Consider the following 23970-nt stretch of genomic DNA (forward strand, 5'->3'; position numbering starts at 1 on the left):
GCAGTTGGCTTAAGGATGGAGCAGAATTCGAGCATGAATCCCCATGAAATGAGCATTACGGTCAAAGCCCAGTACCTTCCTGAGCAATCTGACCCCGATAACCGTCAATTTGCCTTTGCTTACACGGTAACCATCCGAAACACCGGAACCGCCAGTATTCAGGTGATTGCCCGCCATTGGTACATTACGGACGGGGACAACGATGTCCAGGAGGTAAAGGGCTTGGGGGTTGTTGGGCAGCAGCCTCTATTGCGCACTGGCGAGCATTTTGAGTACACCAGCTGGGCCACATTACCCACCCCTGCAGGAACTATGCGTGGCGAGTATTTCTGCGTGACTGAGGATGCCCAGTTTTTTCAGGCCCCTATCCCAGAATTTGCCCTAGTGATGCCGCGTACCCTGCATTAATGCAGGGTTTAGAAAAATGCTATTTTTTGCCTTTGCCGGTCCAAAGGACAATAAACAATAAAAGTCCTAAGGCAACAGCACCTTCAAAGACAAACAGCAGCATTGGGTATTCATCGAGTAAATTGGCAATCATGATTTCTAAATTTAAATTAGTTCCAGCAAGTGTATTCGCTATCTTCATTGCTAGCTTGATTTCAGGGTGCTCTGCTCCGCCTACTCGTGGCACTGGATATCGCTCTGGTAGTTCCGGCGCTTCACCATCAAGTTATAACTCTTCTATTGCCAGCTTTAGCGCGGTTTCTTGGCAGGCATTGCCTGGGTGGCAAGAAGATGATTTAACTCAGGCTTGGCCTGCTTGGTTAAAGAGTTGTGATGCCTTGCGCAAGAAAAGTGGCGAAGTTAATTGGCGACAGGTATGTGCTCAAGCCGGGACTATTTCTGGTCGCGATACCCAATCTATCCGCAAATACTTTGAGGGTAATTTTCAAGCTTACGAAATTCACAATAGCACTGGGAGTGATACAGGTTTAATTACTGGCTACTACGAGCCAGTAATGAATGGATCTCAAACCCGCACTAGCACTTATAACGTGCCGCTTTACGGCTTACCTAATGCGTGGCGTAAATCAAAACCTAACCCCGGCCCAAGTCGTGCTGAGCTTATGAGTTCAGGGATTTTGCAGGGATCTGAAATTGCTTGGGTGCAAGATCCGGTAGCAGCAGCGTTTATGCAAATTCAGGGCTCCGGAAAAATTCGCCTTGAAGATGGACGCGTCTTGCGTCTCGGCTATGCAGGGACCAATGACCAACCTTTTAAATCATTTGCTCAGTGGTTGTTGGACCGTAAAGAAATCACTCGCAGCGAAGCAACAATGCAAGGTATTTCGCAATGGGCTAAGCGCAATCCTGGTCAAGTAAATGAAATGCTCAATGCCAATCCACGTTTTGTATTCTTCAAAGAGTTGCCCGGTAATGTAGCGGCTGACTTGGGTCCTAACGGTGCTTTGGGCGTTCCATTAACCAGCGAGCGCAGTATTGCAGTAGATTTACAAGCTATGCCCCTGGGTGCACCAGTTTTTCTGGCAACGACTAAGCCACTCAGCAGCCAGCCTTTACAGAAGCTAGTCATGGCGCAAGATACAGGTAAGGCCATTGTGGGCGGTGTCAGAGCAGACTACTATTGGGGGTCGGGAGATTCTGCTGGAGAAATGGCGGGTCGCATGAAGCAAAACGGTAGGATGTGGTTGTTGCTTCCACGTTAATTCAATATCAACACTGAAAGAAATTTATGAGCTACAAAACCATTTTGACTGAAGTTGAAGGCAAGGTTGCCACTATCACTTTGAATCGCCCCGAAGTGTTAAACGCATTGAATGATCAGCTGATGAGTGAACTTGGGGCTGCCTTATTGGCTTTTGATGCAGATGACAATATCGGTTGCATGATCATCACTGGCAGTGAAAAAGCATTTGCTGCTGGAGCGGATATTGCTTCAATGGCTAATTACACATTGACAGATGTTTATCGCAGTGGCTTTATTTCGCGTAACTGGGAAGAGATTAAGAAAGTCCGTAAACCAGTAATTGCTGCAGTTTCTGGTTATGCCCTTGGTGGTGGATGTGAACTGGCGATGATGTGCGACACCATCATGGCTGCTGATAACGCTAAGTTTGCTCAGCCTGAAGTGAAGCTGGGCATCATTCCTGGGGCTGGAGGCACGCAACGCTTGCCACGCGCGGTATCGAAAGCGAAAGCAATGGATCTGGCTTTGACGGGCCGCATGATGGATGCTACCGAAGCTGAACGTTCGGGTTTAGTCGCGCGTATCTTCCCGCAAGCAGATTTATTGAAAGAGGTAAAGGCAATTGCTACAGGAATTGCAGATATGCCTTTATTGACGGCGATGATGGTGAAAGAGAGTATCAATACTGCCTATGAGACTACCTTGTCTGAAGGTATTCATTTTGAACGCCGCCTCTTCCATGCTTGCTTTGGAATGAGCGATCAAAAAGAAGGCATGGCTGCATTTATGGAAAAACGCCCAGCTAAATTTACTAACTCTTAATTAAATTCATTCAAAAGAATTTAGTTTTTTTCTAAGAAGCGTTGAGCTAGTTTGACCCAATAGCTCACGCCTACTGGAATCAAGGTGTCATTGAAGTCGTAGGAAGGATTGTGCAGGTGACATGGGCCCATTCCATGACCAACAGAGCGATGATCGCCATCGCCATTGCCAAGGAATACATAGCAGCCGGGCTTTTCTAGCAACATAAAGGCAAAGTCTTCAGCGCCCATTGTAGGATCAACAGAGTTATTTACATTCTGTTCACCAACTAATTCATTCATGATCTCTGTAGCAAATTTCACCTCAGCCTCATGATTAATGAGTGGTGGGTAATTTCTGGAAAACGTAATTTCAGCTTGGCAATCGAATGCGCCTGCAACATTGTGGGCGATTTCTCGTAAGCGTTGCTCAATCAAATCTAAGACGTCTAATGTAAATGTGCGTACCGTACCGCCAATAAAAGCACTATCTGGAATAACGTTACTGGTTTCTCCCGCATGAAATTGTGTGATCGATAAAACTGCGGCATCCACAGGGCGCTTATTCCGTGTGATGATGCTTTGTAGAGCAAGGACTACTTGTGCACCAGCAAATACAGGATCTGCGCTGTTATGCGGTAGGGCGGCATGACCGCCTTTGCCGGTGATGGTAATTTCAAAAGTATTGCTAGAGGCCATCATTGGGCCAGAAGTAACGCCAAAATGACCTGCAGCAAAACCGGGCCAATTGTGCAAGCCAAATACAGCATCACATGGAAACTCTTTGAAGAGTCCATCCTTGATCATTTCATTAGCGCCAGCGCCCCCTTCTTCGGCAGGCTGGAAAATAAAAATCACCGTACCTCTAAAATCACGATGATTGGATAAGTATTGTGCAGCGCCCAGCAGCATTGCAGTATGACCATCATGTCCACATGCATGCATCTTTCCAGGATTTTTAGAGGCATGGGCAAAGTTGTTGTGTTCTTGTAATGGCAGTGCATCCATATCGGCACGTAAACCAATCATCTTGCCGGGACCTAAATCCCCATCTAAGCGACCAACAACACCTGTTTTTCCCATGCCGCGGTAAACGGTAATTCCCCAGCTTGATAGTGCTTCAGCTACCAGATCGGCCGTGCGATTTTCTTCGAAGCGTAATTCAGGGTGCGCATGAATATTGCGTCGAATTTCTTGAATTGCTTCAGCAGAGTCGATAATTTCTGGAGATAAATGCATCCCTTCATCTTATCCGAAAGTCTTTAAATATGCCTTTTGGGGGGAGATTACCGCAAATTAATTCTTGGGTAATTGAATGTGCTGTGCAGCAAAAGTGAGCGCCTCTAATGAATAGGGGCTGTTATTAGCTTTTTGGAGTGCTTTTGGTAGTACTGGAACAAGACCCAAAAAAGGTGCAGCAATTCTGGTTTTAAGGGTTTGCACATTCTCCTGAAGAAGTGACATCTCTGTAGAGAGGGTGTTGGCTACCCAACCTGCAATTGTTAAATTACGTGCCTTGATCGCTTCATAAGTTAGGAGAGCATGATTAATGCAGCCTAATTTCATGCCAACTACAAGAATGATGGGCAAATGAATTTCTTTTGCAAAAGCACCTAAATCTTCCACTTCATTTAGTGGGATGAGGAGGCCTCCGGCACCTTCCACGACAACACAATCTGCCTGATTCTGAATATGACGAAAGGCTTTTGCCATCACATCCATTTCAAGCTTCACACCTTGGTGCGCTGCAACTAAGTGTGGAGCGGCTGGCTGATCTAAAACATAAGGGCACAAACTCAACGCATTTGAGTCCAGATTTGAGGCGGTGCGTAGCGTTTCTACATCTTCATTGAGGGTCTTGCCTCTTGCATCTTGATAAGTGCCGGCAACCACAGGCTTAAAGCCGATTGCATTCATTCCCTGCTCGCGCAATTTCAGAATAAGCGCGCCACTGACTAAGGTTTTGCCAACCTCAGTATCAGTCCCAGTAACAAAGAAGCCATTGGACTTAATCATGGTCTGCCTTTGCGATAACTTCATTCTCAATTGTTTTCAGGGTAGCAATTAGCTGACGCAAATCGGCTTCACTATGATTGGCGGAAAACGTAATACGTAACCGTGCGCTCCCATTGGGCACTGTTGGTGGACGAATAGCCGGAATCCAATAGCCTGCTTCATCTAATAACTTTGCTGCGAGAAGAGCGCTAGCATTACTGCCCAAGATAACGGGTTGAATTGCAGTGCAAGAGGATGCCTTTTCCCATTGAGAGAATTGCATTTCTTCTTGCCAAATTCGAATGAGTTTATTGAGTTGGGCGCGGCGATTGCTTCCCTCATTCCCCTCGATGATGTCTAAGCTCTTTAAAAGGGTATGCGCTATTGCTGGTGGTGTTGCGGTACTGTAAATAAAAGGACGTCCCTTTTGAATCAGCCATTCAATAAAAGTTTCCTGTGCGCAAACAAAAGCCCCGCTGACGCCAGCAGCCTTACCAAGCGTGCCAATATAGATAATGCGATCAGAGCAGATATTTTCTTGCTCCAAAATGCCGTGACCATGTTTACCTAGAGCTCCAAATCCATGTGCATCATCAACTAACAACAGTGCATCATATTGTTCGGCAAGTTTTAGTAATTCTTTAATGGGAGCGAGGTCACCATCCATACTAAAGACGCCATCAGTGACGATGATCTTCAGGGGTCGTTGATCAGCTTTTAGTAATTCACCGAATAAATCTACTTGTGTGTGATCAAACAAGGTGACACTTGCTTGTGTCTGTGCGCTAGCTAAACGAATACCATCAATGAGCGAGGCATGATTTAGCTTTGCTGAGTAAATACTGGCAGACCCCTGTGGACCAAGTCTTGCTAGAGCTGTGATAGCTGTGAGGTTGGCCAAATAGCCGGTGCTAAAAAAGAGTGCACGAGCATCTGGGATATGTTGTTTCTGAAAATCTGCCAACTTGCTTTCAAGAATCTCATGGGCAATGCTGTGGCCACTGATGAGATGAGAGGCGCCGCTACCAATGCCATACCGTGCGGCACCTTCAGCAAGGGCTTGAACAAGATAGGAATGATTTGCCAGGCCTAGATAGTCGTTGCTACAGAAGGCCTTTAATTCACGCCCGTTAACCAGCGCTTTGGTGTCGCATGGAGATTCAGTCGCTCTGAGTTTTCGCTTGAGTAGTTGCAAATCCAAATCTGCAATTTGCTCTTGTGCTAATTGAAGGGCATTAAATGCGTTCGTCATGCCAATGTCTTCTCGAGGGCAAGCTGTACTGCTCTACCTAATTGCATCGTTTCTTCGGATGACAAGATATAGGGAGGCATTACATAAATCGTATTAACAATTGGTCTAATTAATATGCCTTTATCTAAGCTATTTGCGAACATCTCTCGTGCAAATGTTTTAGGATTTTTTAAGCAATCACTTTTTACATCGAATGCCAAAATCATGCCTTGCTGACGCCAGTGCTCAATTCGAGTATCAGTTTTTGCCCATGCAAATGCATTTGCTAAATCCTGAGAGCGCTCAATATTTTTTTCCAATACGTTTTCGGATTCAAAAATCGCAAGACAAGCTAGAGCGGCAGCGCATGCTAGCGGATTGCCGGTGTATGAGTGGGAGTGTAAAAACCCTTGCGACGTTTGGTCACCATAAAACGCTTGGTAAATCTGATCAGTCGTTAGGCATAGAGATAGTGGCAAGTAACCGCCACTAATTCCCTTGGAGAGTGTTAAGAAGTCTGGCCAGACACCAGCATGTTCACAGGCGAAGAACTTACCGCTCCGCCCACAGCCTACGGCAATTTCATCTGCAATCAGATGCACTTCATAGCGATTGCATAGTTCTCTGACTAGGCGTAGATATTCGGGAGAGTGCATAGCCATTTGTCCAGCACATTGCACTAATGGTTCCACAATAAAGGCAGCTATTTGTTGATGCTCTTTTGCAAATAACTCTTCCAGTTGTTTGGCTGCATGTTTTGCCACATCTTCTGCAGTCTCGCCAACTTTTGCTTTACGTGCATCGGGGGAGCTAACTGTGTAGACATCTTGCAGCAGCGACCCGTAAGCTTTTCTGAAAATGGCTACGTCAGTTACCGCTAATGCGCCTAGCGTTTCTCCGTGATAACCATTCTCTACACAAACAAATTTTTTCTTTTGTAGTTTCCCATTGAGCTGCCAATAGTGATGACTCATCTTCAGAGCAATTTCTACAGCAGAGGCACCATCGGATGCATAGAAGACATGGCCTAATTGGTGATTAGTCAGCGCAGAAAGTTTTTCTGATAACTCGACCACGGGCGGATGAGTAAATCCTGCGAGCATCACGTGCTCAATTTTTTCTAGCTGCTCAGTTATTGCATGATTGATGCGTGGATTAGAGTGGCCAAATAAATTGGTCCACCAAGAACTAATGGCATCGAGCAGGGCATTTCCGTTTTCATCATAGAGCCAAGCACCTTTGCCTTTGGTAATGGCAACCAACGGAAAGGACTCATGCTGTTTCATCTGAGTGCAGGGGTGCCAAACGGCGGCTAGGCTGCGATCAACGAGTGCGACTTGATTTAAATCAGAAATAACCTTCATGTTTGATATTTGACCACTAGTTTTCCCAATTTCAGGCCTGTATCTGTTATGTTTATGCCTTGAATCTACCCATTTTCTGGAATTTACCCATGCAGGACACTCAAACCGTTGAAAAACCCTTAACCCAGTTCAAATCCAAAGCCGAGTTGCACCAGGGAACAGATGCGGGGGTAGAAGCGTCTGGCCATTGGTCAGTGGCTCAAATTGAGGCTTTATTTGCTCTTCCTTTTAATGAGTTAATGCTCAAAGCCCAAGAGACGCACAAGTCATATTTTCCTGAAGGTGATGTGGAATTGGCCACCCTGCTTTCCATTAAGACCGGTGGCTGCCCTGAGGACTGCGGTTATTGCCCTCAGGCTGCTCGTTATGACACCGATGTGAAGGCTGAGAAGTTAATGGGCTTGGAAGAGGTTTTGGAGGCTGCTAAAGCGGCTAAAGCGGCTGGTTCTAACCGTTTCTGTATGGGTGCTGCCTGGCGTGAACCTAAGGATCGCGACATTGAAAAAGTCACGGCCATGATTAAGGGTGTGAAAGCCCTAGGTTTAGAGACTTGCGCCACCTTAGGCATGCTGGAGGCTGACCAAGCCCAAGCACTGCAAGAGGCTGGCCTAGACTTTTATAACCATAACTTGGACACCAGCGAGGACTTTTATCGCTCTGTGATCTCGACGAGAGGTTATCAAGATCGCCTGGATACGATTTCGAATGTACGCGCTGCTGGTATGTCAGTTTGTTGCGGTGGAATCGTTGGCATGGGTGAATCTAGAGAGCAACGCGCTGCATTTTTAGCGCGCTTAGCCAATTTGAGCCCTTACCCAGAATCAGTGCCGATTAACCATTTGGTGCCGGTTGCAGGGACTCCCATGGCGGATCAAAAACCTTTAGATCCTCTGGAGTTTGTAAGAACCATTGCTGTTGCTAGGATCACCATGCCTAAAGCCCGTGTGCGCTTATCTGCTGGCCGCCAAGAGCTAGGTAGGGCAGTTCAAGCCATGTGCTTCTTAGCGGGCGCCAACTCGATTTTCTATGGTGAGCAACTACTCACTACCGGCAATCCTGAGGCAGAACAAGACCGTGAGCTCCTAGCAGAGCTTGGCCTGAAGACCAAGCAAAGCAGCAAAGCAGAGGTTTTAATCTAACCTTTGTCGCGAATGTCCCCGATAGATCGCCTTATTCTGGAGTTTGATACTGCCCTTAGGTCGGTAGTTGGTGGTGCAAATGCGCAAAGACCTACTCCAGGTTCTGATGCTGGGGGAAATACTGGACTGGATGCGTCGGAACGTAAACATGCCGCAGGCCTCATGCGTGTAAATCACGTAGGAGAAGTTTGTGCACAAGCGCTTTACCAATCGCAAAAATTAGTCGCTAGAAATTCAGAAATTCAGGAAATGCTCGATCACTCTGGTCAAGAAGAAATGGATCATCTTGCATGGTGCGAAACTCGACTACATGAGTTGGGCTCCCACACTAGTTATCTCAATCCAATTTGGTATGCGGGATCCTTTGCAATCGGCTTGGCAGCAGGCTTAGCGGGTGATAAGTGGAGTTTAGGTTTTGTCGCTGAAACTGAAAAGCAAGTTGAGAATCATCTAGAAAGTCATCTCAAAAATTTACCCAAAGATGATCAACGTTCACGTGCAATTGTTGATCAAATGCGCCTAGATGAAATTGCTCACGGACAAGCTGCAAAAAATGCTGGTGGTGTCAATTTACCTGAACCAGTTCAAAAAATAATGCAAGCTATGTCTAGGGTGATGACCACCACTGCTTACAAAATTTAAAACGAAAATCCGTTTTAAATTAAATAATCTCTTTCTAAATAATTTTTTGATATATTTTTTATCGATTACTGTTTATAAATACAGTATATTTAGGGATTATCTGGCCCAATAGCTAAGATCTATTCTTAAGTATATTTTCCAAGCCATTGTTTCAAGTAGCTATTTTATTATCACCATTTTCTCAACACATGACGCTAAGTGTTTGTAAACACTAGAGAAATTCCTAAAAAAACTCTCAAAAACACTTGACCCTCTTAGTGTGATCCTCTAAAGTGGGAGGAAGTGTGAAAAAGTGGGGTAAATGGTGTTTCAAGGTGCGTCAGCTCTCAATTTAGATGCAAAAGGCCGCATGTCTGTGCCGGCTAAGCATCGTGACGCCTTGTTGGTACAGGGCGAGGGCCGAATCACGCTCACAAAACACCCAGATGGCTGCTTATTGCTGTTTCCAAGGCCAGAGTGGGAAACGTTCAGAGCAAGAGTTGCTCAACTTCCGATGGATGCTCACTGGTGGCGCCGCATTTTCTTAGGTAATGCAGCAGAGATGGATTTGGACAGTGCTGGTCGCGTACTGGTGGGTCCAGAATTACGTGCAGCAGCCGGAATTGAAAAAGAAGTGATTTTGCTCGGTATGGGTAGTCACTTGGAATTGTGGGATGCGGCAACATATGCTGCAAAAGAACAGGCTGCTATTGCACAAGGCATGCCTGAAGCACTCAAGCAATTTAATTTTTGATGACAGGGTGCCATGAACATAACTCATCGCCCAGTGTTACTGGCCGAGGCGGTGACGGCGCTAGTTGGCGGTCCGCTGATTCAAAATCAAAATGCAACAAACAATATTTTGGTGATCGATGGAACCTTTGGGCGCGGTGGACACACGCAAGCATTGCTCAAGGAATTGAATCCTTTGGCGCGAATGATTTCGTTCGACAAGGATTTAGATGCGATTGCAGTGGCGCAAAAAATCAACGATCCACGATTAAAGATCGTACACGACAGTTTCGCGCAGATGGACGAGTATGCGGAAGCGGAATCAGTCGATGGAATTTTGTTGGACTTGGGTATCAGCTCACCTCAGGTGGACGAAGCGCATCGGGGATTTTCTTTTCGTCGCGAAGGTCCGCTCGATATGCGTATGAATACCGATCATGGTTTGACAGCGGCAGAGTGGTTGGAGCAGGCGGCACCGGAGGAAATCACGCGCGTGATTAAGACTTACGGAGAAGAGCGCTTTGCATTTCAGATTGCGAAAGCCATTGTGGCTAAGCGCGAAGAAGGCTTGTCCCCAAAAACAACAACCGAGTTGGCAAATCTAGTGGCGAGCGTCGTGCGCACTCGTGAAGCAGGTCAAGATCCTGCAACTAGAACTTTTCAAGCATTACGTATTTTTATTAACCGAGAGTTAGAGGACTTAGAGATCGGCTTAAAAGCAGCTTTGAAATTACTAAAACCTGGCGCAAGACTTGCGGTAATTAGTTTTCATTCTTTAGAAGATCGCATTGTGAAGCAGTTTATGCAAGCACATGCAAAAGTAGAGGTGCCACGTGGCTTACCAGTGCGCGAAAAAGATTTGCCGCAAAGTGCGCTTGAACTGATTGGTCGCATCAAGCCAAGTGATGCTGAGGTGTCTGAAAATCCCCGTGCGCGTTCTGCAATCATGCGTGTCGCTGAAAAGCGCACTGGAGTTATTGCATGAATCGAGCCACTTTAACTCTGCTCGCATTGCTATTAATTTGCGCTTTATCTCTGGTCGCAGCGCAGCAACGTGCACGTAAGCTGTTTATTCTTCAAGAGCGTGCTCAGATTGAAGAGCGTAAGTTAAATCAAGAATGGTTACGTTTAGAGTACGAGCAGCGCAATCTTTCTAAATCTGCACGCATTCGTGATGTTGCTCGCAATCAATTACGTATGTCGCCGATTTCTCCTGAGCGTACTTTGTATTTGAGGGAGGCTAAATGAGGCCGGTTGGTTTTTCTACTACGCCAAATTTAGTATTGCGCCTGCCAATGTGGCGGTCACGCCTGATGTTGTTCCTCTTGTTCTTTGTTTTCATGATGCTATTACTGCGTGCGTTTTGGATTCAAGGCCCAGGCAACGCATTCTATGAAGCTAAAGGTGTGCGTGGTACTCAGCGTGAACTAGAGTTGCCCGCTAGCCGTGGAAAAATCTTGGATCGAAATGGTCAAGTCATTGCAACTAGCCTAGAGGCTAAATCAGTTATCGCCTATAACGACACAGTTCCAGATGATTTAGCTGCAGACAAAGTACAAAAGTTAGCAAGTCTTTTGCAAATGAGTGAAGCTGATTTGCGTAAGAAATTACGCGAAGAGCGTAAGCAGATCTTCTTAAAGCGCCAAGTAGACCCGGCGGTTGCACAGCAAATTAAGCAGTTGGAAATTCCAGGTATTGGCCTAAATAATGAGTACCGCCGCTTCTATCCAGAAGGTGAAGCGATGGCTCACGTAGTTGGCTTCACCAACGTAAACGATAAGGGTCAAGAAGGCATGGAGCTTTCTAGAGAGAAGGATCTTGCCGGTCACCCAGGGCAGAGACGCGTAGTGGTTGATCGTCTCGGGCGCGTTGTTGATGAAATGGCTATTTTGCAGTTGCCGCAAAACGGTAAAGATTTAAATCTGTCGATTGATAGCAAGATTCAGTTTTTAGCATACAACGCTGTGAAAGATGCAGTTGAAAAGCATCATGCTAAGGCGGGTGGTGCTGTAGTGCTTGATACCCAAACTGGTGAGATTCTGGCATTAGCAAACTATCCAAGTTACAACCCGAATGATCGAAGAGTTCTCACGGGCGAGCAATTACGTAACCGTGTACTTACTGATACCTTTGAGCCTGGTTCAACTATGAAGCCACTCACCATTGCCATTGCTTTGGAAAAGGGCGCGGTCAAGCCCGAAACTAATATGGTCATTGGTGCAAAGTATTTGATTGGTCCAAAACCAATTACTGATACGCACCCTTATGGAAATTTAACGATCTCTCAAATTATTCAAAAATCTAGCAATATTGGTACCGCAAAGATCGCTATGAATAATCTTTCTGCTGAAGAGATGTGGGATTTCTATACAGCAGTTGGCTTTGGTCAGGCCCCTAAGATTGGCTTTCCAGGCGCTGTTGCTGGAACGGTTCATCCATTTAAAAAATGGGTGCCCTCCGATCAAGCGCGCATTGCATTCGGCTACGGTATTTCTGCATCACTCTTTCAGGTGGCGCGTGCTTATACCGTTTTTGCACGTGATGGTGAATTAGTGCCTTTGACAATTGAGCGTAGTCCAGAATTTAAGCCAGGCACTAAAGTACTCTCTCCTAAAACGGCAATTGAAATGCGCAGCATGATGGAGTCAGTTACCGAGCCAGGCGGAACTGCAATTAAAGCGCAAGCTGAAGGCTTCCGTGTTGGCGGTAAGACTGGAACAGCTCATAAATTAGTTGGTAAAGGCTACGGTAATAAATACCGTGCTTACTTTGCAGGATTGGCGCCAATTAGCGCACCACGTATTGTGGTGGCAGTAATGATCGATGAGCCTACTGGCGGAAGCCATTATGGTGGCGATGTAGCTGCACCCGTGTTTTCAACTATTGTGAGCGAAACATTGCATACCTTAAATGTTTTGCCAGACAGTAAGGCAAAACAAATGGTATTGCAGGATAAGAATCCACAGGAGATTCAAGCTGCTAATGCGCAGGCTCAACATGTGGTTTTGAAGCGATGAGGGTGAACTTGAAAATAGACACCAATCAGCTGATTGACCACCTACACACCCTAGCGAATTCTTCCGCAAAAGTGTGCGCGGATAGTCGCCAGATTCAGCCTGGCGATATCTTTTTTGCATACCCAGTTGGTCATGGCAATGCTTTGCGTGATGGGCGTCAGTTTATTAGTACTGCTTTGAAGAGTGGTGCAGCTGCCGTGGTGTTTGATTCAGCTGGCATGGATAATCAATTCGAGGATCATCCACAATGTTTTGCAGTTGAAAATCTTGCTACAAAAGCTGGTAATTTGTGCGCGCAATGGTATGGCTACCCTAGTAAAGCATTAAAAATTATTGGCGTGACTGGCACTAATGGCAAAACCAGTATTACGCAGTGGTTGGCTCAAGCATTAGATACAAGTAATCATCGCACTGCAGTGCTAGGAACTTTGGGCACCGGCTTTCCGGGTGCGCTAGTACAAACCGGCTATACCACCCCAGACGCCCCTAAATTGCAGACTCAGTTGGCAGAGTTGCTTAACTCCGGAGCAAAACAAGTGGCGATGGAAGTATCTTCGCATGCATTGCATCAAGATCGTGTTGCTGGAATTGAATTTAATTGTGCGGTGTTCACCAATTTAAGCCAGGATCATTTGGATTACCACGGCAGTATGGCTGATTACGCTGAGGCAAAGGCGAGGTTGTTTCAGCAGACCAGTCTTAAGCATGCGGTTATTAATTTAGATGATGCATTTGGTCGTGAGTTAGCCATGAATTTACTGGCGAAAGAGAGTTTGAAGGTCTGGGCGTATGCATTGTCCCAATCTGCTTTTCAAGGCTTCGAAAAATTTGGAGATCGATTGCAGCGCATTTACGCAAAAGATACTGTGCTGAGTGGTTTTGGCTTCGACTCCAACTTTGTTTGCGACGGGGTAGGTAGTAATCAATTGCATATTCCATTAGTGGGTGAATTTAATTTAAGCAATGCTCTGGCAGTCTGGGCAGTATTGCTTACCCAAGGAATTTATTCTGAAGATGCTGCCAAAAAAGTGAGTCAATTAAACCCAGTGCTTGGCCGCATGGAACTCATTCGTTTAGGTAAATCTCAAAAGACTGATGCTTTGTTAGCAGTTGTAGATTACGCACACACTCCCGATGCTTTAGAGAAAACTCTCCAGGCACTGCGTCCTATAGCCAAACAACGTGGTGGAAAAGTATGGTGTGTATTTGGTTGTGGTGGCGATCGTGATACTGGTAAACGTGCATTGATGGGTGCTGTTGCCGAACGCAATGCCGATCAAGTTCTAATCACGAGCGATAATCCTCGCTCTGAAGATCCACAAGCCATTATGCAGATGATTCGCAGTGGTATGAAAGCGGATGCACAGAATATTCAAATAATTGCTGACCGTGCAGCAGCCATTATGGCTGCAATTCGTCACGCCAATGTATGCGACATTGTCTTAGTTGCCGGCAAGGGTCATGAAACTACGCAAGAGATTAACGGTAAAAAGTTTGATTTCTCTGACCAAGAGCATATTCGTCTGGCTGCTGGAGGGATCGTCTGATGACTATTATGACAAGTCTTGCGCAAGCGCAGGCTATGTTGCCTGGAAGTACATTGGTGAATACTTCCGAAGAAATTGCTCAAGAAATATTGATTTCTCGCGTTGGTACGGATAGTCGTCAGGTCGATCGTAATGAATTATTTGTTGCGCTCGTTGGCGATCGTTTTGATGCCCATGACTTTTTATCTGATGTAGCTAGCGCTGGTGCTGGTGCCGCCTTAATAAGCAGCGAAGATAAGTGTCCTGCAGACTTACCTGCCATTTGTGTTTCAAATACTCGTGTTGGCTTGGGAAATTTAGCAAAAGCATGGCGTACAAATCATCCCATTCCTTTGGCGTTGGTTACTGGTAGTAACGGTAAAACCACTGTTAAAGAGATGATTGCCTCTATATTTAAGGCTGCAGTTGGTGAGCAGCATACCTTGGTAACCAAAGGCAATCTCAATAATGACATTGGTTTGCCATTAACGCTCTTGAAGTTGCGTTCTACCGATCGTCTTGCAGTGGTTGAGCTTGGTATGAATCATCCCGGGGAAACAGCACAGTTAGCTGCCATTGCCCAAGCGAATATTGCATTAATTAATAATGCCCAACGCGAACATCAAGAATTTATGGCGACCGTTGCGGCTGTAGCAGAAGAGCATTCAGATGCAATTCGCGCTTTGCCAAGCGATGGAATCGCAGTATTCCCAGCAGATTCAGAGTTTGAAAACGTTTGGCGTCAGGCCGCTGCCGGACGAAAAGTTATTGATTTTGTACTGACATCCGCGCAGACCAAAGCTTCAGCCTCAGTAACGGGCAGCTTATTAAGCAATGGATTGGTAAAAATACAAACAGAACAAGGAGCTATCGAAGTCCAGTTAAATACTTTGGGTAGTCACAATGTTCGTAATGCTTTAGCGGCAAGTGCTGTAGGTATTGCAGCTGGCGTAAGCCTTGAAAAAATCAAAGAGGGTCTTGAGTCTTTTGCGCCAGTAAACGGGCGTATGCAAGCAAAGGTGATGGATTCAAATCGCACCTTAATTGACGATAGCTATAACGCTAACCCTGATTCTGTACGAGCTGCGATTGATGCACTCAAGCAATCCGGTAATTTATCGTGGTTGATCTTAGGTGATATGGGTGAAGTTGGTAATCAGGGTCCAGAATTTCATCATGAAGTCGGCGCTTATGCTGCAGAGCAGGGAATCTCAAAGCTATTTGCTTTGGGTGAGCAATGCCAATTTGCCTTGCAGGGATTTAATAAAGCGTCTTGTGATAACGCGACTGTATCTAGCGCAATACATTTTTCCGATATGGATAGCCTAATCGCAAAACTAAAAGATACATTACTCGCACAGTCTAGTAGCAGTCAGCATTTAAATATTTTGGTTAAGGGTTCGCGATTTATGCGCATGGAGCGTGTAGTACAGGCCTTATTAGAGGAGGCTAAAACATGCTCTTAATGTTGGCGCAATGGTTGCAAGATGACTTTGGATTCTTTCGAGTCTTCAACTACATCACTTTTAGAGCTGTGATGGCAACAGTTACTGCATTGTTGATTGGTTTGGCTGCGGGTCCTTGGGTAATTCGTAAATTGACAGCTTTAAAGATGGGTCAGGCAGTTCGCACTGATGGACCACAAACCCATTTAGTGAAATCAGGCACTCCAACGATGGGTGGCGTGTTGATTTTGATTGGGATCTTTATCTCATGCATGTTGTGGGCCGATCTGAGTAACCGATTTATTTGGATTGTGATGATTGTTACTTTTGGATTCGGCATAGTGGGCTGGGTAGATGACTACCGTAAGGTGGTTTACAAAGATCCCAAGGGAATGGCTTCAAAAGAAAAGTTCTTCTGGCAAACCTTAATTGGTTTGTTTGCCGCAATTTATCTTGCGTTCTCCGTTTCTGAAGTCAACAACCTTAAGGTGCTGCAATTATTTTATGAATGGCTCAGAAGCGGTTTTGCTTTAGATCTGCCTGCAAAAACCAACTTGCTATTGCCGTTTATGAAAGAGGTGAGCTACCCATTGGGAATCATGGGCTTCATTATTTTGAGTTACTTGGTAATAGTTGGCAGTAGCAATGCTGTCAATTTAACCGATGGTCTTGATGGCCTTGTCATCATGCCAGTGATCTTGGTGGGTGCTGCTTTAGGGGCATTTGCCTATGTGATGGGTAATGCGATTTATGCAAAGTACCTCCTCTTTCCTTATATTCCTGGCGCTGGCGAGTTAATGATTTTCTGTGGTGCCATGGGCGGTGCTGGCTTGGCATTCCTTTGGTACAACACGCACCCAGCACAAGTATTTATGGGTGATGTAGGCGCATTAGCTTTGGGCGGAGCGCTTGGCACTATCGCCGTTATTGTTCGCCAAGAAATTGTGTTGTTTGTGATGGGTGGCATTTTTGTTGCTGAAACGGTCTCAGTAATGCTCCAAGTGTTTTGGTTCAAACTCACCAAAAAACATTTTGGCGAAGGCCGCCGTATTTTTCGCATGGCACCATTGCATCATCATTTTGAATTAGGTGGCTGGAAAGAAACACAAGTAGTTGTCCGTTTCTGGATCATCACTATTCTTTTAGTCTTAATTGGCTTGTCTAGCTTGAAGTTACGGTAATCCAAAAGTAAATATGTTGATCTTAGAGAACACCTTTGCAAACTCAGCTTTTATGGCTGATGAGGGCTATACCGCACCACATCGGTTCCTGATATTGGGATTGGGTGAGTCTGGTGTAGCCATGGCTAAGTGGTGTTTGCGCAATGGGGCAGAGGTTCGGATAGCCGATACGCGTGACCAGTCAACATTCTCTGAACGCCAAAATGCTTGGCTAGAAGAATTACGTATTGCAGGTCTAAAAGATAGTTGTTTTGGCCCATTGAGCGAGGATTTACTCAAAAATATTGATGTTATTGGTATCAGTCCTGGCTTATCGCCGTTGCAAGAGCCGACCCAATCTTTCTTGGGCAAGGCAGAACAAGCCGAAATTGATGTTTGGAGCGAAATTGAATTTTTTGCTCGAGCAATTTCCGCATTAAGCCGCATGGCACAAGCGCAAGAATTAAGTTATGCCACTACAGTGTTGGCGGTTACTGGTACTAATGGAAAGACAACGACTACTGCATTAACGGGTCAATTGTGTGAACGTGCCGGAAAAAAGGTAGCTGTTGCAGGAAATATTAGCCCTGCTGCTTTAGAAAAGCTCATGAGCTGCCTAGATACGTCTGATCAAATTGTGGATATGCCTGATGTATGGGTATTGGAGTTATCGAGCTTCCAGTTGGTCTATACGCATACATTTAATGCTACAGCTGCAACTGTGTTGAATATTACTCAAGACCATTTAGATTGGCATGGGGATATGCAGGCTTATGCGCAAGCAAAGTTAAAAATATTTGGCGACGATACAGTCTGCATTCTGAATCGGGATGATGCTCTTGTGATGGGTTTGCTTTCAGGGGCACAAAAGACAGAAAAATCTATTGTGACTTTTGGATCCAATCGTCCAGATGAGCAAGGTGCTTTTGGTATTGAGCATGACTTGCGTGCTGGTGGAATCGATTGGTTGGTATGGGCTGAAGTAGATGAAGATGTTGAGCCTCAGCCTAAGCGTCGCCGTAAGTCTGCAGCGGTTGAGGAAGATGAGCCATTGCGTCTCAAGCGCTTAATTCCAGCTGATGCTTTAAGAATACGTGGGCGACACAATGCTTTGAATGCCTTGGCTGCTCTGGCTTTAGCACGAGCTGCCAAGCTGCCAATGAATGCGCTATTGCACGGCTTGCGTGATTACCATGGCGAACCCCATCGCGTACAAAGTATTGCAATTGTTAGAGATGTTGAATACGTAGATGACAGTAAAGGTACGAATGTAGGTGCCACTGTTGCTGCGTTGAACGGCTTAGGTAGTAATGAGTCAGGTAAACGTATTTGGTTGATTGCGGGTGGTGATGGCAAGGGTCAGGATTTCAGTCCGCTACGTGAGCCAGCCTTGCGTTTTGTGAAGGGCGCTTTTTTGATTGGCAAGGATGGGGCAACAATAGGTCAGGCCTTGGGTTCTGATATTCACAGCACGAATTGTGGCGACCTGAAGTCTGCTGTTCAGGCGGCTGCAGCACAAGCAGTTTCCGGAGACTTGGTATTACTCTCTCCAGCTTGTGCAAGCCTAGATCAGTTCCGCGATTACAAGGAACGCGCTGAAGTATTTGCTGTAGAAGTAGAAGAATTGGGAATGCAATTTGAAGGGGTTCAGGTATGAACTTAAAAGAGAAATTATTTCCTGAAAATCGTCTGGGATTAGATCGCTTCTGGAATTTTTCCCGAGGTGGTATTGATAATTTCCGCACTGGCTTGCGAGATGCGGTATCCGGTGTTGAGCAAACTCGCTCACGCATGATGGACTATGACCAGTTACTCGTCTGGGCCGTCTTGTCTCTCATGTTGATTGGTTTGGTAATGGTGTACTCAGCTTCCATTACTTTGGCTGATGGGCCTAAGTACGCTAACTACAGCAGTAACTTTTTCCTTATTCGCCACATGATATCTTTAGCGATTGCGATTGGGGTCGGGATCTGGGCTTTTAAGATCCCCACCAAGGTATGGGATCGTTACTCACCAGTCATTTTTGGATTTACGGTTTTATTGCTCATCGCCGTGTTGATTCCTGGTTTGGGTAAAGGTGTCAATGGAGCTAAACGTTGGATTCCCTTAGGCTTAATGAACTTCCAGCCATCTGAGCTAATGAAATTTGCGGCCGTCATCTTTGCCGCAAGCTATACCGTTCAACGTCAGGAGTATCTCCATTCATTTGTTAAGGGGATGCTGCCTATGGGTATTGCTGTTGCGCTGGTTGGTGGTCTCCTGATGGCTGAGCCAGATATGGGTGCGTTTGTGGTAGTTGCCCTGATTGCATTTGGCATCCTCTTTTTAGGTGGCATCAACGCTAAATTATTTGGCGGCCTGATTGCGGTTGGTTTACTGAGTGCCGCAACCATGATTGCGCTCTCACCTTTCCGTCGTGGGCGCATGTTGGCCTTTATGGACCCATGGCAAGTAGACAATGCTGCTAACAAGGGCTATCAGTTAACCCACTCGCTGATGGCCTTTGGTCGTGGCGAATGGTTTGGCACAGGGCTAGGTGGTAGTGTTGAAAAATTACATTACCTACCAGAAGCACATACCGACTTCATCATGGCTGTGATTGGCGAAGAGTTAGGCTTTGTAGGTGTAGTAGTCATGATCTTCTTGTTCTATTGGATCGTACGTCGCGCCTTCTTAATTGGCCGTACTGCTTTACAACTAGATCGCAGCTTTGCAGGTCTTGCTGCTAAGGGTGTTGCCATTTGGATTGGTTGGCAGGCCTTCATCAATATGGGTGTGAACCTGGGACTTCTGCCAACTAAAGGTCTGACCTTGCCACTGGTAAGTTATGGCGGCTCTGGGATTCTGATGAATGTCGTTGCTGTGGCAATGTTGCTACGGATTGATTTTGAAAATCGTATTCTCATGCGTGGAGGGAAGCTTTGACAAAACCCTCAATTTTGGTGATGGCAGGTGGTACTGGTGGGCATATCTTCCCAGGCCTTGCTGTCGCTGAATATTTGCGGATTTGCGGTTGGAATGTCTCTTGGTTAGGTAATCAAGCAGGCATGGAATATCGTCTTGTAAAGTCTTGCGATTTTCCATTTGAAGCAGTTGACTTTGGTGGCCTAAGAGGTAAAGGATTAAAAGCAAAGTTGATGCTGCCTATTAATCTCGTACGCGCTTGTTATCAAAGCTGGAAGATTATGCGCCGAGTAAAGCCTAATGTCATATTAGGTATGGGTGGCTATATTACTTTCCCCGGCGGTTTAGTAACTAAGTTTTTAAAGCGTCCATTAGTCTTGCATGAAGCGAATTCAGTCGCTGGTAGCGCTAATCGCGCCTTAGACAAAATTGCGATGCGAACTCTCACAGGTTTCCCTGGCACGATGGCAAATGCAGAGTGGGTAGGCAACCCTATTCGCGAAGAGTTTGACCACATGCTTGCTCCAGCAACTCGTTATGAACAGCGCCAAGGACCGCTTTCAATCTTGGTAGTGGGCGGCAGTTTGGGGGCGGCAGCCTTAAATGAAAATATTCCTACTGCTCTGTCATTGATTCCGGAGGGGTCACGTCCTAAGGTCATTCACCAGGCTGGCGACAAGCACTTAGCAGATCTCCAAAAGCGATATGCCGATTTAGGGGTAACGGCAGATATTCGCCCCTTTATCGATGACATGCCAGCGGCGTATTCACAGGCTGATTTGGTTATTTGCCGCTCAGGCGCGATGACAGTTTCTGAAATTGCAGCATGCGGCGTTGCATCTTGCCTGATCCCATTTCCATTTGCGATTGATGATCATCAAACCGCTAATGCTCAGTTCTTATCTAATGCAGATGCGGCAGTTTTATTGCCGCAACCATTACTTAATCCACAAGATTTAGCAATGATGATTCAGAACTTTAATCGAGCAGACTTAAAAGAAATGGCATTACGTGCACATGCTTTAGCAAAGCCACATGCTACCCAGCGCGTGGCTGAAGTATGTGCAGATTGTGCGGGGGTGGGAATATGAAGCATATCGTTCAGCAAATTCACTTCATCGGCATCGGCGGTGCAGGCATGAGCGGTATCGCGGAAGTGCTTCTGAATTTGGGTTATCAAGTTTCAGGATCAGATCTTGCTGATGGTGTGGTTACTAAGCGCCTTAGAGAGTTAAGTGCGGTAATCCACATCGGTCACGATCCTAAAAATATTGGTACTGCTGAGGCAGTAGTGATTTCCACTGCAGTTGCAGGTAATAACCCAGAAGTCTTAGCTGCACGTGCGGCGAAAGTTCCCGTGATTCAGCGCGCTGTGATGTTAGGTGAGTTAATGCGCCTAAAACAAGGTATTGCGATTGCTGGAACACATGGCAAAACAACTACTACCAGCTTAGTGGCATCTGTTTTGGCTGAAGGCGGTTTAGATCCTACATTTGTGATTGGCGGCAAGCTCAATTCTGCAGGTGCTAATGCGCGATTAGGTCAAGGGGATTTCATTGTTGTCGAAGCAGATGAATCTGATGCCTCTTTCCTGCAATTATTTCCGGCGATGGAAGTGGTAACCAATATTGATGCTGATCATATGGATACTTATCAGCACGATATGGCTCGATTGAAACAAGCATTTGTTCAGTTCATTCAACGTATGCCGTTTTATGGTGTGGCAGTACTTTGTATTGATGACGCTAATGTGCGCGATATTATTCCGTTTGTATCTCAGCCCGTACTTCGCTATGGCTTATCGGAGGATGCAGATATTCGAGCCAGCAATGTTCGTGCGGATGGCACCCAAATGCACTTTACAGTTGATCGCCGCACAGTGCGTAGGCATGGTAATAAACCAGGCCCATTAAATGTCACCCTCAATTTACCTGGCTTACATAACGTACGTAATGCATTAGCGGCTATTGGTATAGCAACAGAGTTGGGTGTAGGTGACGAAGCTATTACTAAGGCGCTATCTGAATTTAGTGGCGTTGGTCGTCGCTTCCAGCGTTATGGAGAAATTCCATTGGCATCTGGCGGCAGCTTTACCTTGATTGATGACTATGGTCATCACCCTGTAGAAATGGCGGCCACTTTGGCTGCAGCTAGAGGTGCTTATCCAGACCGTCGTTTGGTATTGGCGTTCCAGCCACATCGTTTTACTAGAACTCGCGATTGCTTTGGAGAGTTTGTGCAGGTTCTCAGAAGTTTTGATGCTTTGGTGCTAACGGATGTTTATCCGGCGGGCGAGGCAAAAATTCTGGGGGCAGATAGTAAGAGTTTGATGAAGGCTGCGATTGCCGAAGATAAGCATTCCAAGGTTTTATTAAATTCAGGTGCAGTTGCCTATGCTGCAAATATTGCCGAGATGCCAGAAAAATTGAGTCAAGTTTTAAAAGATGGAGATGTGTTAATTACAATGGGTGCTGGATCAATCTCTGCTTTGCCAAATACCCTATCGGAGGCAAAGCATGTCTAAAGTAGTTGCTAATTTAAGCCTCTGGGGGGAACGCGTAAAAACTAGCTTAGCTAGCTTGGATCTCAAGTCATTGGGTCGCGTTGGTGTATTGCTGGGCGGTAAATCTGGGGAGAGAGAAATCTCTCTCTTGTCAGGTAATGGCGTACTAGAGGCCTTACGTGCTAAAGGGGTTGATGCTCATGCTTTTGATACGGGTTTGCGTTGCCCTACTGAAATAGCTAAAGAAAATTTCGATCGTATATTTATTTCTCTTCATGGTCGCTTTGGTGAAGATGGCACTATTCAAGGCTTATTGGATTTATTGGGTTTACCTTATACCGGTAGTGGTGTATTGGCCTCTGCTTTGGCGATCGATAAGATTGTCACCAAGCAAGTCTGGATTAGTAATGGACTCGCTACTCCTGAGTTTGAAGAACTCACAGCAAGCAGTGATTGGAATGCAGTGGTTCAGCATTTGGGCTTGCCGTTGATAGTAAAGCCTGCCCACGAAGGCTCTTCTTTAGGTTTGACAAAAGTTAAATCCGTAGAGGAATTGCCAGCCGCTTACAAGCTAGCTGCTGGATTAGATAAAAAAGTGATTGCAGAGACTTGCATTATTGGTGACGAACTTACTTGCCCGTTGGTTGGTCAGGGTAGTTCAGCTGAAGCTTTGCCAGTGATCAAGATCATTCCACCACAAGCAAACTACGATTTTCATAATAAGTATTTCTCTGATGAAACTCAGTACCTATGCCCTACAGGGCTTGCGCCGGAAGTAAATATCGCCGTTCAGGAATTGGCTTTGGCTGCATATAAAGCTCTAGGTTGTCGAACATGGGGTCGCGCAGATGTAATGCTGGATCAAAAAACCGGTAAACCTTATTTGCTTGAGATGAATACCTCTCCTGGTATGACCTCACACTCCTTGGTACCTATGGCTGCAAAGGCTGCTGGTATTGAGTATGGGGATTTAGTGCTTTGGTTGCTAAGTCAAACATTGCAGCAAAAAGAGAGTGCTTCTGCATGAGCAACTTCATGGACCGATTCGGTGAAATTTTCTCGATGTTGATGTCACCGCTTTGGAATCATTCAGAGCGAATGGAGAAGCTTAGTCGTTTCTTGATGCGCTGTTTTGTAGTCATGCTGGTGATTGGCATTTTAGTTTGGCTTAGTCAGCGCCCAGTATTTGCTTTGAAGCAAATTCAAATTGAGCCAGTTGCTGGACAAACACTGAAACATATAAAGAAACCTTTCGTGAAACAACAGGTCCTTGAAACGGTGCAGGGTAATTTCTTCAGTGTGCGGTTGGAAGATGTAAAACGCGGCTTTGAGAGCATGCCTTGGGTACGTCACGCTAATGTACGTCGTGTTTGGCCTAATGGATTAGTGGTGAGTATTGAAGAGCAAAAGCCTTTTGGTACTTGGGGTGGCGCGGATAGTCATACTCTGATGAACACCCATGGCGAACTTTTTACTGGACGTGTTTCAGAGGTGGGTGATGAAGTGCACCTAGTTGATTTTTCTGGTCCTGCGGATGCTGGCAAGGAGGTTATGAGCCTTTATGAAAAAGCCAACAATTGGTTTAAGCCATGGGGTGCAGAAGTAACTAGTCTCGCTCTAACAGAGCGCTATGCATGGCATGTGAGACTTTCAAATGGTATGAAGGTCGAGTTTGGGCGTGATGAAGAAAGCTCTGATAAAAATTTAACGGAAGAACGTGTAGCACGTTTATTTAAATATTGGCCACAAGTACAAGAGAAGTGGGCAAATCGGGTAGATGCAGTTGATCTGCGCTATGCAAATGGATTCGCAGTGCATCTTGCTTCTGCAAGTGTGAAAAAGAACGAAGTGGATAGTAAGAAAAGTGAGCTGAAGCAATGAG

Annotated in this window: 22 protein-coding genes; 18 read left to right on the top strand and 4 right to left on the bottom strand. The window is 45.8% G+C overall.

Going from position 1 to position 23970, the window contains the following annotated elements:
- Positions 1-33: 33 nt before the first annotated feature.
- The 3 genes from apaG to AOC20_RS00835 all read left to right on the top strand — a co-directional run bounded on the left by apaG (position 34) and on the right by AOC20_RS00835 (position 2473).
- Positions 34-408 carry a Co2+/Mg2+ efflux protein ApaG gene (gene apaG, locus AOC20_RS00825; protein WP_215360683.1) on the top strand — a complete coding sequence of 125 codons (375 nt, stop codon included), beginning with the start codon at positions 34-36 and terminating at the stop codon, positions 406-408.
- 131 nt (positions 409-539) lie between these two features.
- The gene (mltA, locus tag AOC20_RS00830; RefSeq protein WP_215360684.1) at positions 540-1670 is read left to right on the top strand and encodes a murein transglycosylase A; all 1131 of its coding nucleotides are present in this window, start codon (positions 540-542) and stop codon (positions 1668-1670) included.
- A gap of 26 nt (positions 1671-1696) precedes the next feature.
- Positions 1697-2473 carry an enoyl-CoA hydratase gene (locus AOC20_RS00835; RefSeq protein WP_215360685.1) on the top strand — a complete coding sequence of 259 codons (777 nt, stop codon included), beginning with the start codon at positions 1697-1699 and terminating at the stop codon, positions 2471-2473.
- A gap of 20 nt (positions 2474-2493) precedes the next feature.
- Here the strand turns inward: AOC20_RS00835 and AOC20_RS00840 are convergent, their stop codons facing one another.
- From AOC20_RS00840 to bioA, 4 genes are read right to left on the bottom strand one after another with little or no spacing between them, the layout of a single operon-like run.
- Positions 2494-3690 (bottom strand): M20 aminoacylase family protein, encoded by a 1197-nt coding sequence (locus tag AOC20_RS00840; protein ID WP_215360686.1) that lies wholly within the window; start codon positions 3688-3690, stop codon positions 2494-2496.
- Positions 3691-3747: 57 nt separating this feature from the next.
- A complete protein-coding gene (gene bioD / locus AOC20_RS00845) occupies positions 3748-4467 on the bottom strand; it encodes a dethiobiotin synthase (RefSeq protein ID WP_215360687.1) in 720 nt (239 codons plus the stop codon).
- Positions 4460-5698, bottom strand: coding sequence for an aminotransferase class I/II-fold pyridoxal phosphate-dependent enzyme (locus tag AOC20_RS00850; protein WP_215360688.1), 1239 nt, complete (start codon positions 5696-5698; stop codon positions 4460-4462). The genes bioD and AOC20_RS00850 overlap by 8 nt, the downstream gene beginning before the upstream one ends.
- Entirely contained in the window at positions 5695-7041 is a 1347-nt protein-coding gene (gene bioA / locus AOC20_RS00855; RefSeq protein WP_215360689.1) for an adenosylmethionine--8-amino-7-oxononanoate transaminase, read from the bottom strand. The genes AOC20_RS00850 and bioA overlap by 4 nt, the downstream gene beginning before the upstream one ends.
- 89 nt (positions 7042-7130) lie before the next feature.
- On the opposite strand from bioA, the gene bioB reads away from it, so the two are divergent.
- The 15 genes from bioB (at position 7131) to AOC20_RS00930 (ending at position 23969) form a co-directional block, all read left to right on the top strand.
- A complete protein-coding gene (bioB, locus tag AOC20_RS00860) occupies positions 7131-8180 on the top strand; it encodes a biotin synthase BioB (RefSeq protein WP_215360690.1) in 1050 nt (349 codons plus the stop codon).
- Positions 8181-8192: 12 nt separating this feature from the next.
- Positions 8193-8822: a 2-polyprenyl-3-methyl-6-methoxy-1,4-benzoquinone monooxygenase gene (gene coq7, locus AOC20_RS00865; protein WP_215360691.1), complete on the top strand. Its 630-nt coding sequence runs from the start codon at positions 8193-8195 to the stop codon at positions 8820-8822.
- A gap of 304 nt (positions 8823-9126) precedes the next feature.
- On the top strand, positions 9127-9555 hold the full coding sequence (mraZ, locus tag AOC20_RS00870) for a division/cell wall cluster transcriptional repressor MraZ (RefSeq protein WP_215362063.1): 429 nt from the start codon (positions 9127-9129) through the stop codon (positions 9553-9555).
- 12 nt (positions 9556-9567) lie between these two features.
- Complete coding sequence (gene rsmH / locus AOC20_RS00875; protein ID WP_215360692.1) at positions 9568-10518, top strand: 16S rRNA (cytosine(1402)-N(4))-methyltransferase RsmH; 951 nt, start codon at positions 9568-9570, stop codon at positions 10516-10518.
- A complete protein-coding gene (ftsL, locus tag AOC20_RS00880) occupies positions 10515-10781 on the top strand; it encodes a cell division protein FtsL (RefSeq protein ID WP_068320283.1) in 267 nt (88 codons plus the stop codon). The genes rsmH and ftsL overlap by 4 nt, the downstream gene beginning before the upstream one ends.
- The gene (locus tag AOC20_RS00885; RefSeq protein WP_215360693.1) at positions 10778-12550 is read left to right on the top strand and encodes a peptidoglycan D,D-transpeptidase FtsI family protein; all 1773 of its coding nucleotides are present in this window, start codon (positions 10778-10780) and stop codon (positions 12548-12550) included. The genes ftsL and AOC20_RS00885 overlap by 4 nt, the downstream gene beginning before the upstream one ends.
- Positions 12547-14097 (top strand): UDP-N-acetylmuramoyl-L-alanyl-D-glutamate--2,6-diaminopimelate ligase, encoded by a 1551-nt coding sequence (locus AOC20_RS00890; RefSeq protein ID WP_215360694.1) that lies wholly within the window; start codon positions 12547-12549, stop codon positions 14095-14097. Before AOC20_RS00885 ends, AOC20_RS00890 begins: the two co-directional genes overlap by 4 nt.
- Positions 14097-15542 (top strand): UDP-N-acetylmuramoyl-tripeptide--D-alanyl-D-alanine ligase, encoded by a 1446-nt coding sequence (locus tag AOC20_RS00895; protein ID WP_215360695.1) that lies wholly within the window; start codon positions 14097-14099, stop codon positions 15540-15542. Before AOC20_RS00890 ends, AOC20_RS00895 begins: the two co-directional genes overlap by 1 nt.
- Positions 15533-16702, top strand: coding sequence for a phospho-N-acetylmuramoyl-pentapeptide-transferase (mraY, locus tag AOC20_RS00900; RefSeq protein WP_215360696.1), 1170 nt, complete (start codon positions 15533-15535; stop codon positions 16700-16702). The genes AOC20_RS00895 and mraY overlap by 10 nt, the downstream gene beginning before the upstream one ends.
- 52 nt (positions 16703-16754) lie before the next feature.
- Positions 16755-18338, top strand: coding sequence for a UDP-N-acetylmuramoyl-L-alanine--D-glutamate ligase (gene murD / locus AOC20_RS00905; protein ID WP_251373168.1), 1584 nt, complete (start codon positions 16755-16757; stop codon positions 18336-18338).
- Positions 18335-19606 (top strand): putative lipid II flippase FtsW, encoded by a 1272-nt coding sequence (gene ftsW / locus AOC20_RS00910; protein WP_215360698.1) that lies wholly within the window; start codon positions 18335-18337, stop codon positions 19604-19606. Before murD ends, ftsW begins: the two co-directional genes overlap by 4 nt.
- Positions 19603-20676 (top strand): undecaprenyldiphospho-muramoylpentapeptide beta-N-acetylglucosaminyltransferase, encoded by a 1074-nt coding sequence (gene murG, locus AOC20_RS00915; RefSeq protein WP_215360699.1) that lies wholly within the window; start codon positions 19603-19605, stop codon positions 20674-20676. Before ftsW ends, murG begins: the two co-directional genes overlap by 4 nt.
- The gene (gene murC / locus AOC20_RS00920) at positions 20673-22109 is read left to right on the top strand and encodes a UDP-N-acetylmuramate--L-alanine ligase (RefSeq protein ID WP_215360700.1); all 1437 of its coding nucleotides are present in this window, start codon (positions 20673-20675) and stop codon (positions 22107-22109) included. Before murG ends, murC begins: the two co-directional genes overlap by 4 nt.
- Positions 22102-23115: a D-alanine--D-alanine ligase gene (locus tag AOC20_RS00925; RefSeq protein WP_215360701.1), complete on the top strand. Its 1014-nt coding sequence runs from the start codon at positions 22102-22104 to the stop codon at positions 23113-23115. Before murC ends, AOC20_RS00925 begins: the two co-directional genes overlap by 8 nt.
- Positions 23112-23969 carry a cell division protein FtsQ/DivIB gene (locus AOC20_RS00930; protein WP_215360702.1) on the top strand — a complete coding sequence of 286 codons (858 nt, stop codon included), beginning with the start codon at positions 23112-23114 and terminating at the stop codon, positions 23967-23969. Before AOC20_RS00925 ends, AOC20_RS00930 begins: the two co-directional genes overlap by 4 nt.
- Position 23970 lies beyond the last annotated feature (1 nt).

Source organism: Polynucleobacter ibericus, from assembly GCF_018687955.1.
Taxonomy (GTDB): domain Bacteria; phylum Pseudomonadota; class Gammaproteobacteria; order Burkholderiales; family Burkholderiaceae; genus Polynucleobacter; species Polynucleobacter ibericus.

Coding starts and splice junctions, on each gene's coding strand:
- apaG (WP_215360683.1), top strand. CDS start 34: ATGAATCCCCATGAAATGAGCATTACGGTCAAAGCCCAGTACCTTCCT.
- mltA (WP_215360684.1), top strand. CDS start 540: ATGATTTCTAAATTTAAATTAGTTCCAGCAAGTGTATTCGCTATCTTC.
- AOC20_RS00835 (WP_215360685.1), top strand. CDS start 1,697: ATGAGCTACAAAACCATTTTGACTGAAGTTGAAGGCAAGGTTGCCACT.
- AOC20_RS00840 (WP_215360686.1), bottom strand. CDS start 3,690: ATGCATTTATCTCCAGAAATTATCGACTCTGCTGAAGCAATTCAAGAA.
- bioD (WP_215360687.1), bottom strand. CDS start 4,467: ATGATTAAGTCCAATGGCTTCTTTGTTACTGGGACTGATACTGAGGTT.
- AOC20_RS00850 (WP_215360688.1), bottom strand. CDS start 5,698: ATGACGAACGCATTTAATGCCCTTCAATTAGCACAAGAGCAAATTGCA.
- bioA (WP_215360689.1), bottom strand. CDS start 7,041: ATGAAGGTTATTTCTGATTTAAATCAAGTCGCACTCGTTGATCGCAGC.
- bioB (WP_215360690.1), top strand. CDS start 7,131: ATGCAGGACACTCAAACCGTTGAAAAACCCTTAACCCAGTTCAAATCC.
- coq7 (WP_215360691.1), top strand. CDS start 8,193: ATGTCCCCGATAGATCGCCTTATTCTGGAGTTTGATACTGCCCTTAGG.
- rsmH (WP_215360692.1), top strand. CDS start 9,568: ATGAACATAACTCATCGCCCAGTGTTACTGGCCGAGGCGGTGACGGCG.
- ftsL (WP_068320283.1), top strand. CDS start 10,515: ATGAATCGAGCCACTTTAACTCTGCTCGCATTGCTATTAATTTGCGCT.
- AOC20_RS00885 (WP_215360693.1), top strand. CDS start 10,778: ATGAGGCCGGTTGGTTTTTCTACTACGCCAAATTTAGTATTGCGCCTG.
- AOC20_RS00890 (WP_215360694.1), top strand. CDS start 12,547: ATGAGGGTGAACTTGAAAATAGACACCAATCAGCTGATTGACCACCTA.
- AOC20_RS00895 (WP_215360695.1), top strand. CDS start 14,097: ATGACTATTATGACAAGTCTTGCGCAAGCGCAGGCTATGTTGCCTGGA.
- mraY (WP_215360696.1), top strand. CDS start 15,533: ATGCTCTTAATGTTGGCGCAATGGTTGCAAGATGACTTTGGATTCTTT.
- murD (WP_251373168.1), top strand. CDS start 16,755: ATGGCTGATGAGGGCTATACCGCACCACATCGGTTCCTGATATTGGGA.
- ftsW (WP_215360698.1), top strand. CDS start 18,335: ATGAACTTAAAAGAGAAATTATTTCCTGAAAATCGTCTGGGATTAGAT.
- murC (WP_215360700.1), top strand. CDS start 20,673: ATGAAGCATATCGTTCAGCAAATTCACTTCATCGGCATCGGCGGTGCA.
- AOC20_RS00925 (WP_215360701.1), top strand. CDS start 22,102: ATGTCTAAAGTAGTTGCTAATTTAAGCCTCTGGGGGGAACGCGTAAAA.
- AOC20_RS00930 (WP_215360702.1), top strand. CDS start 23,112: ATGAGCAACTTCATGGACCGATTCGGTGAAATTTTCTCGATGTTGATG.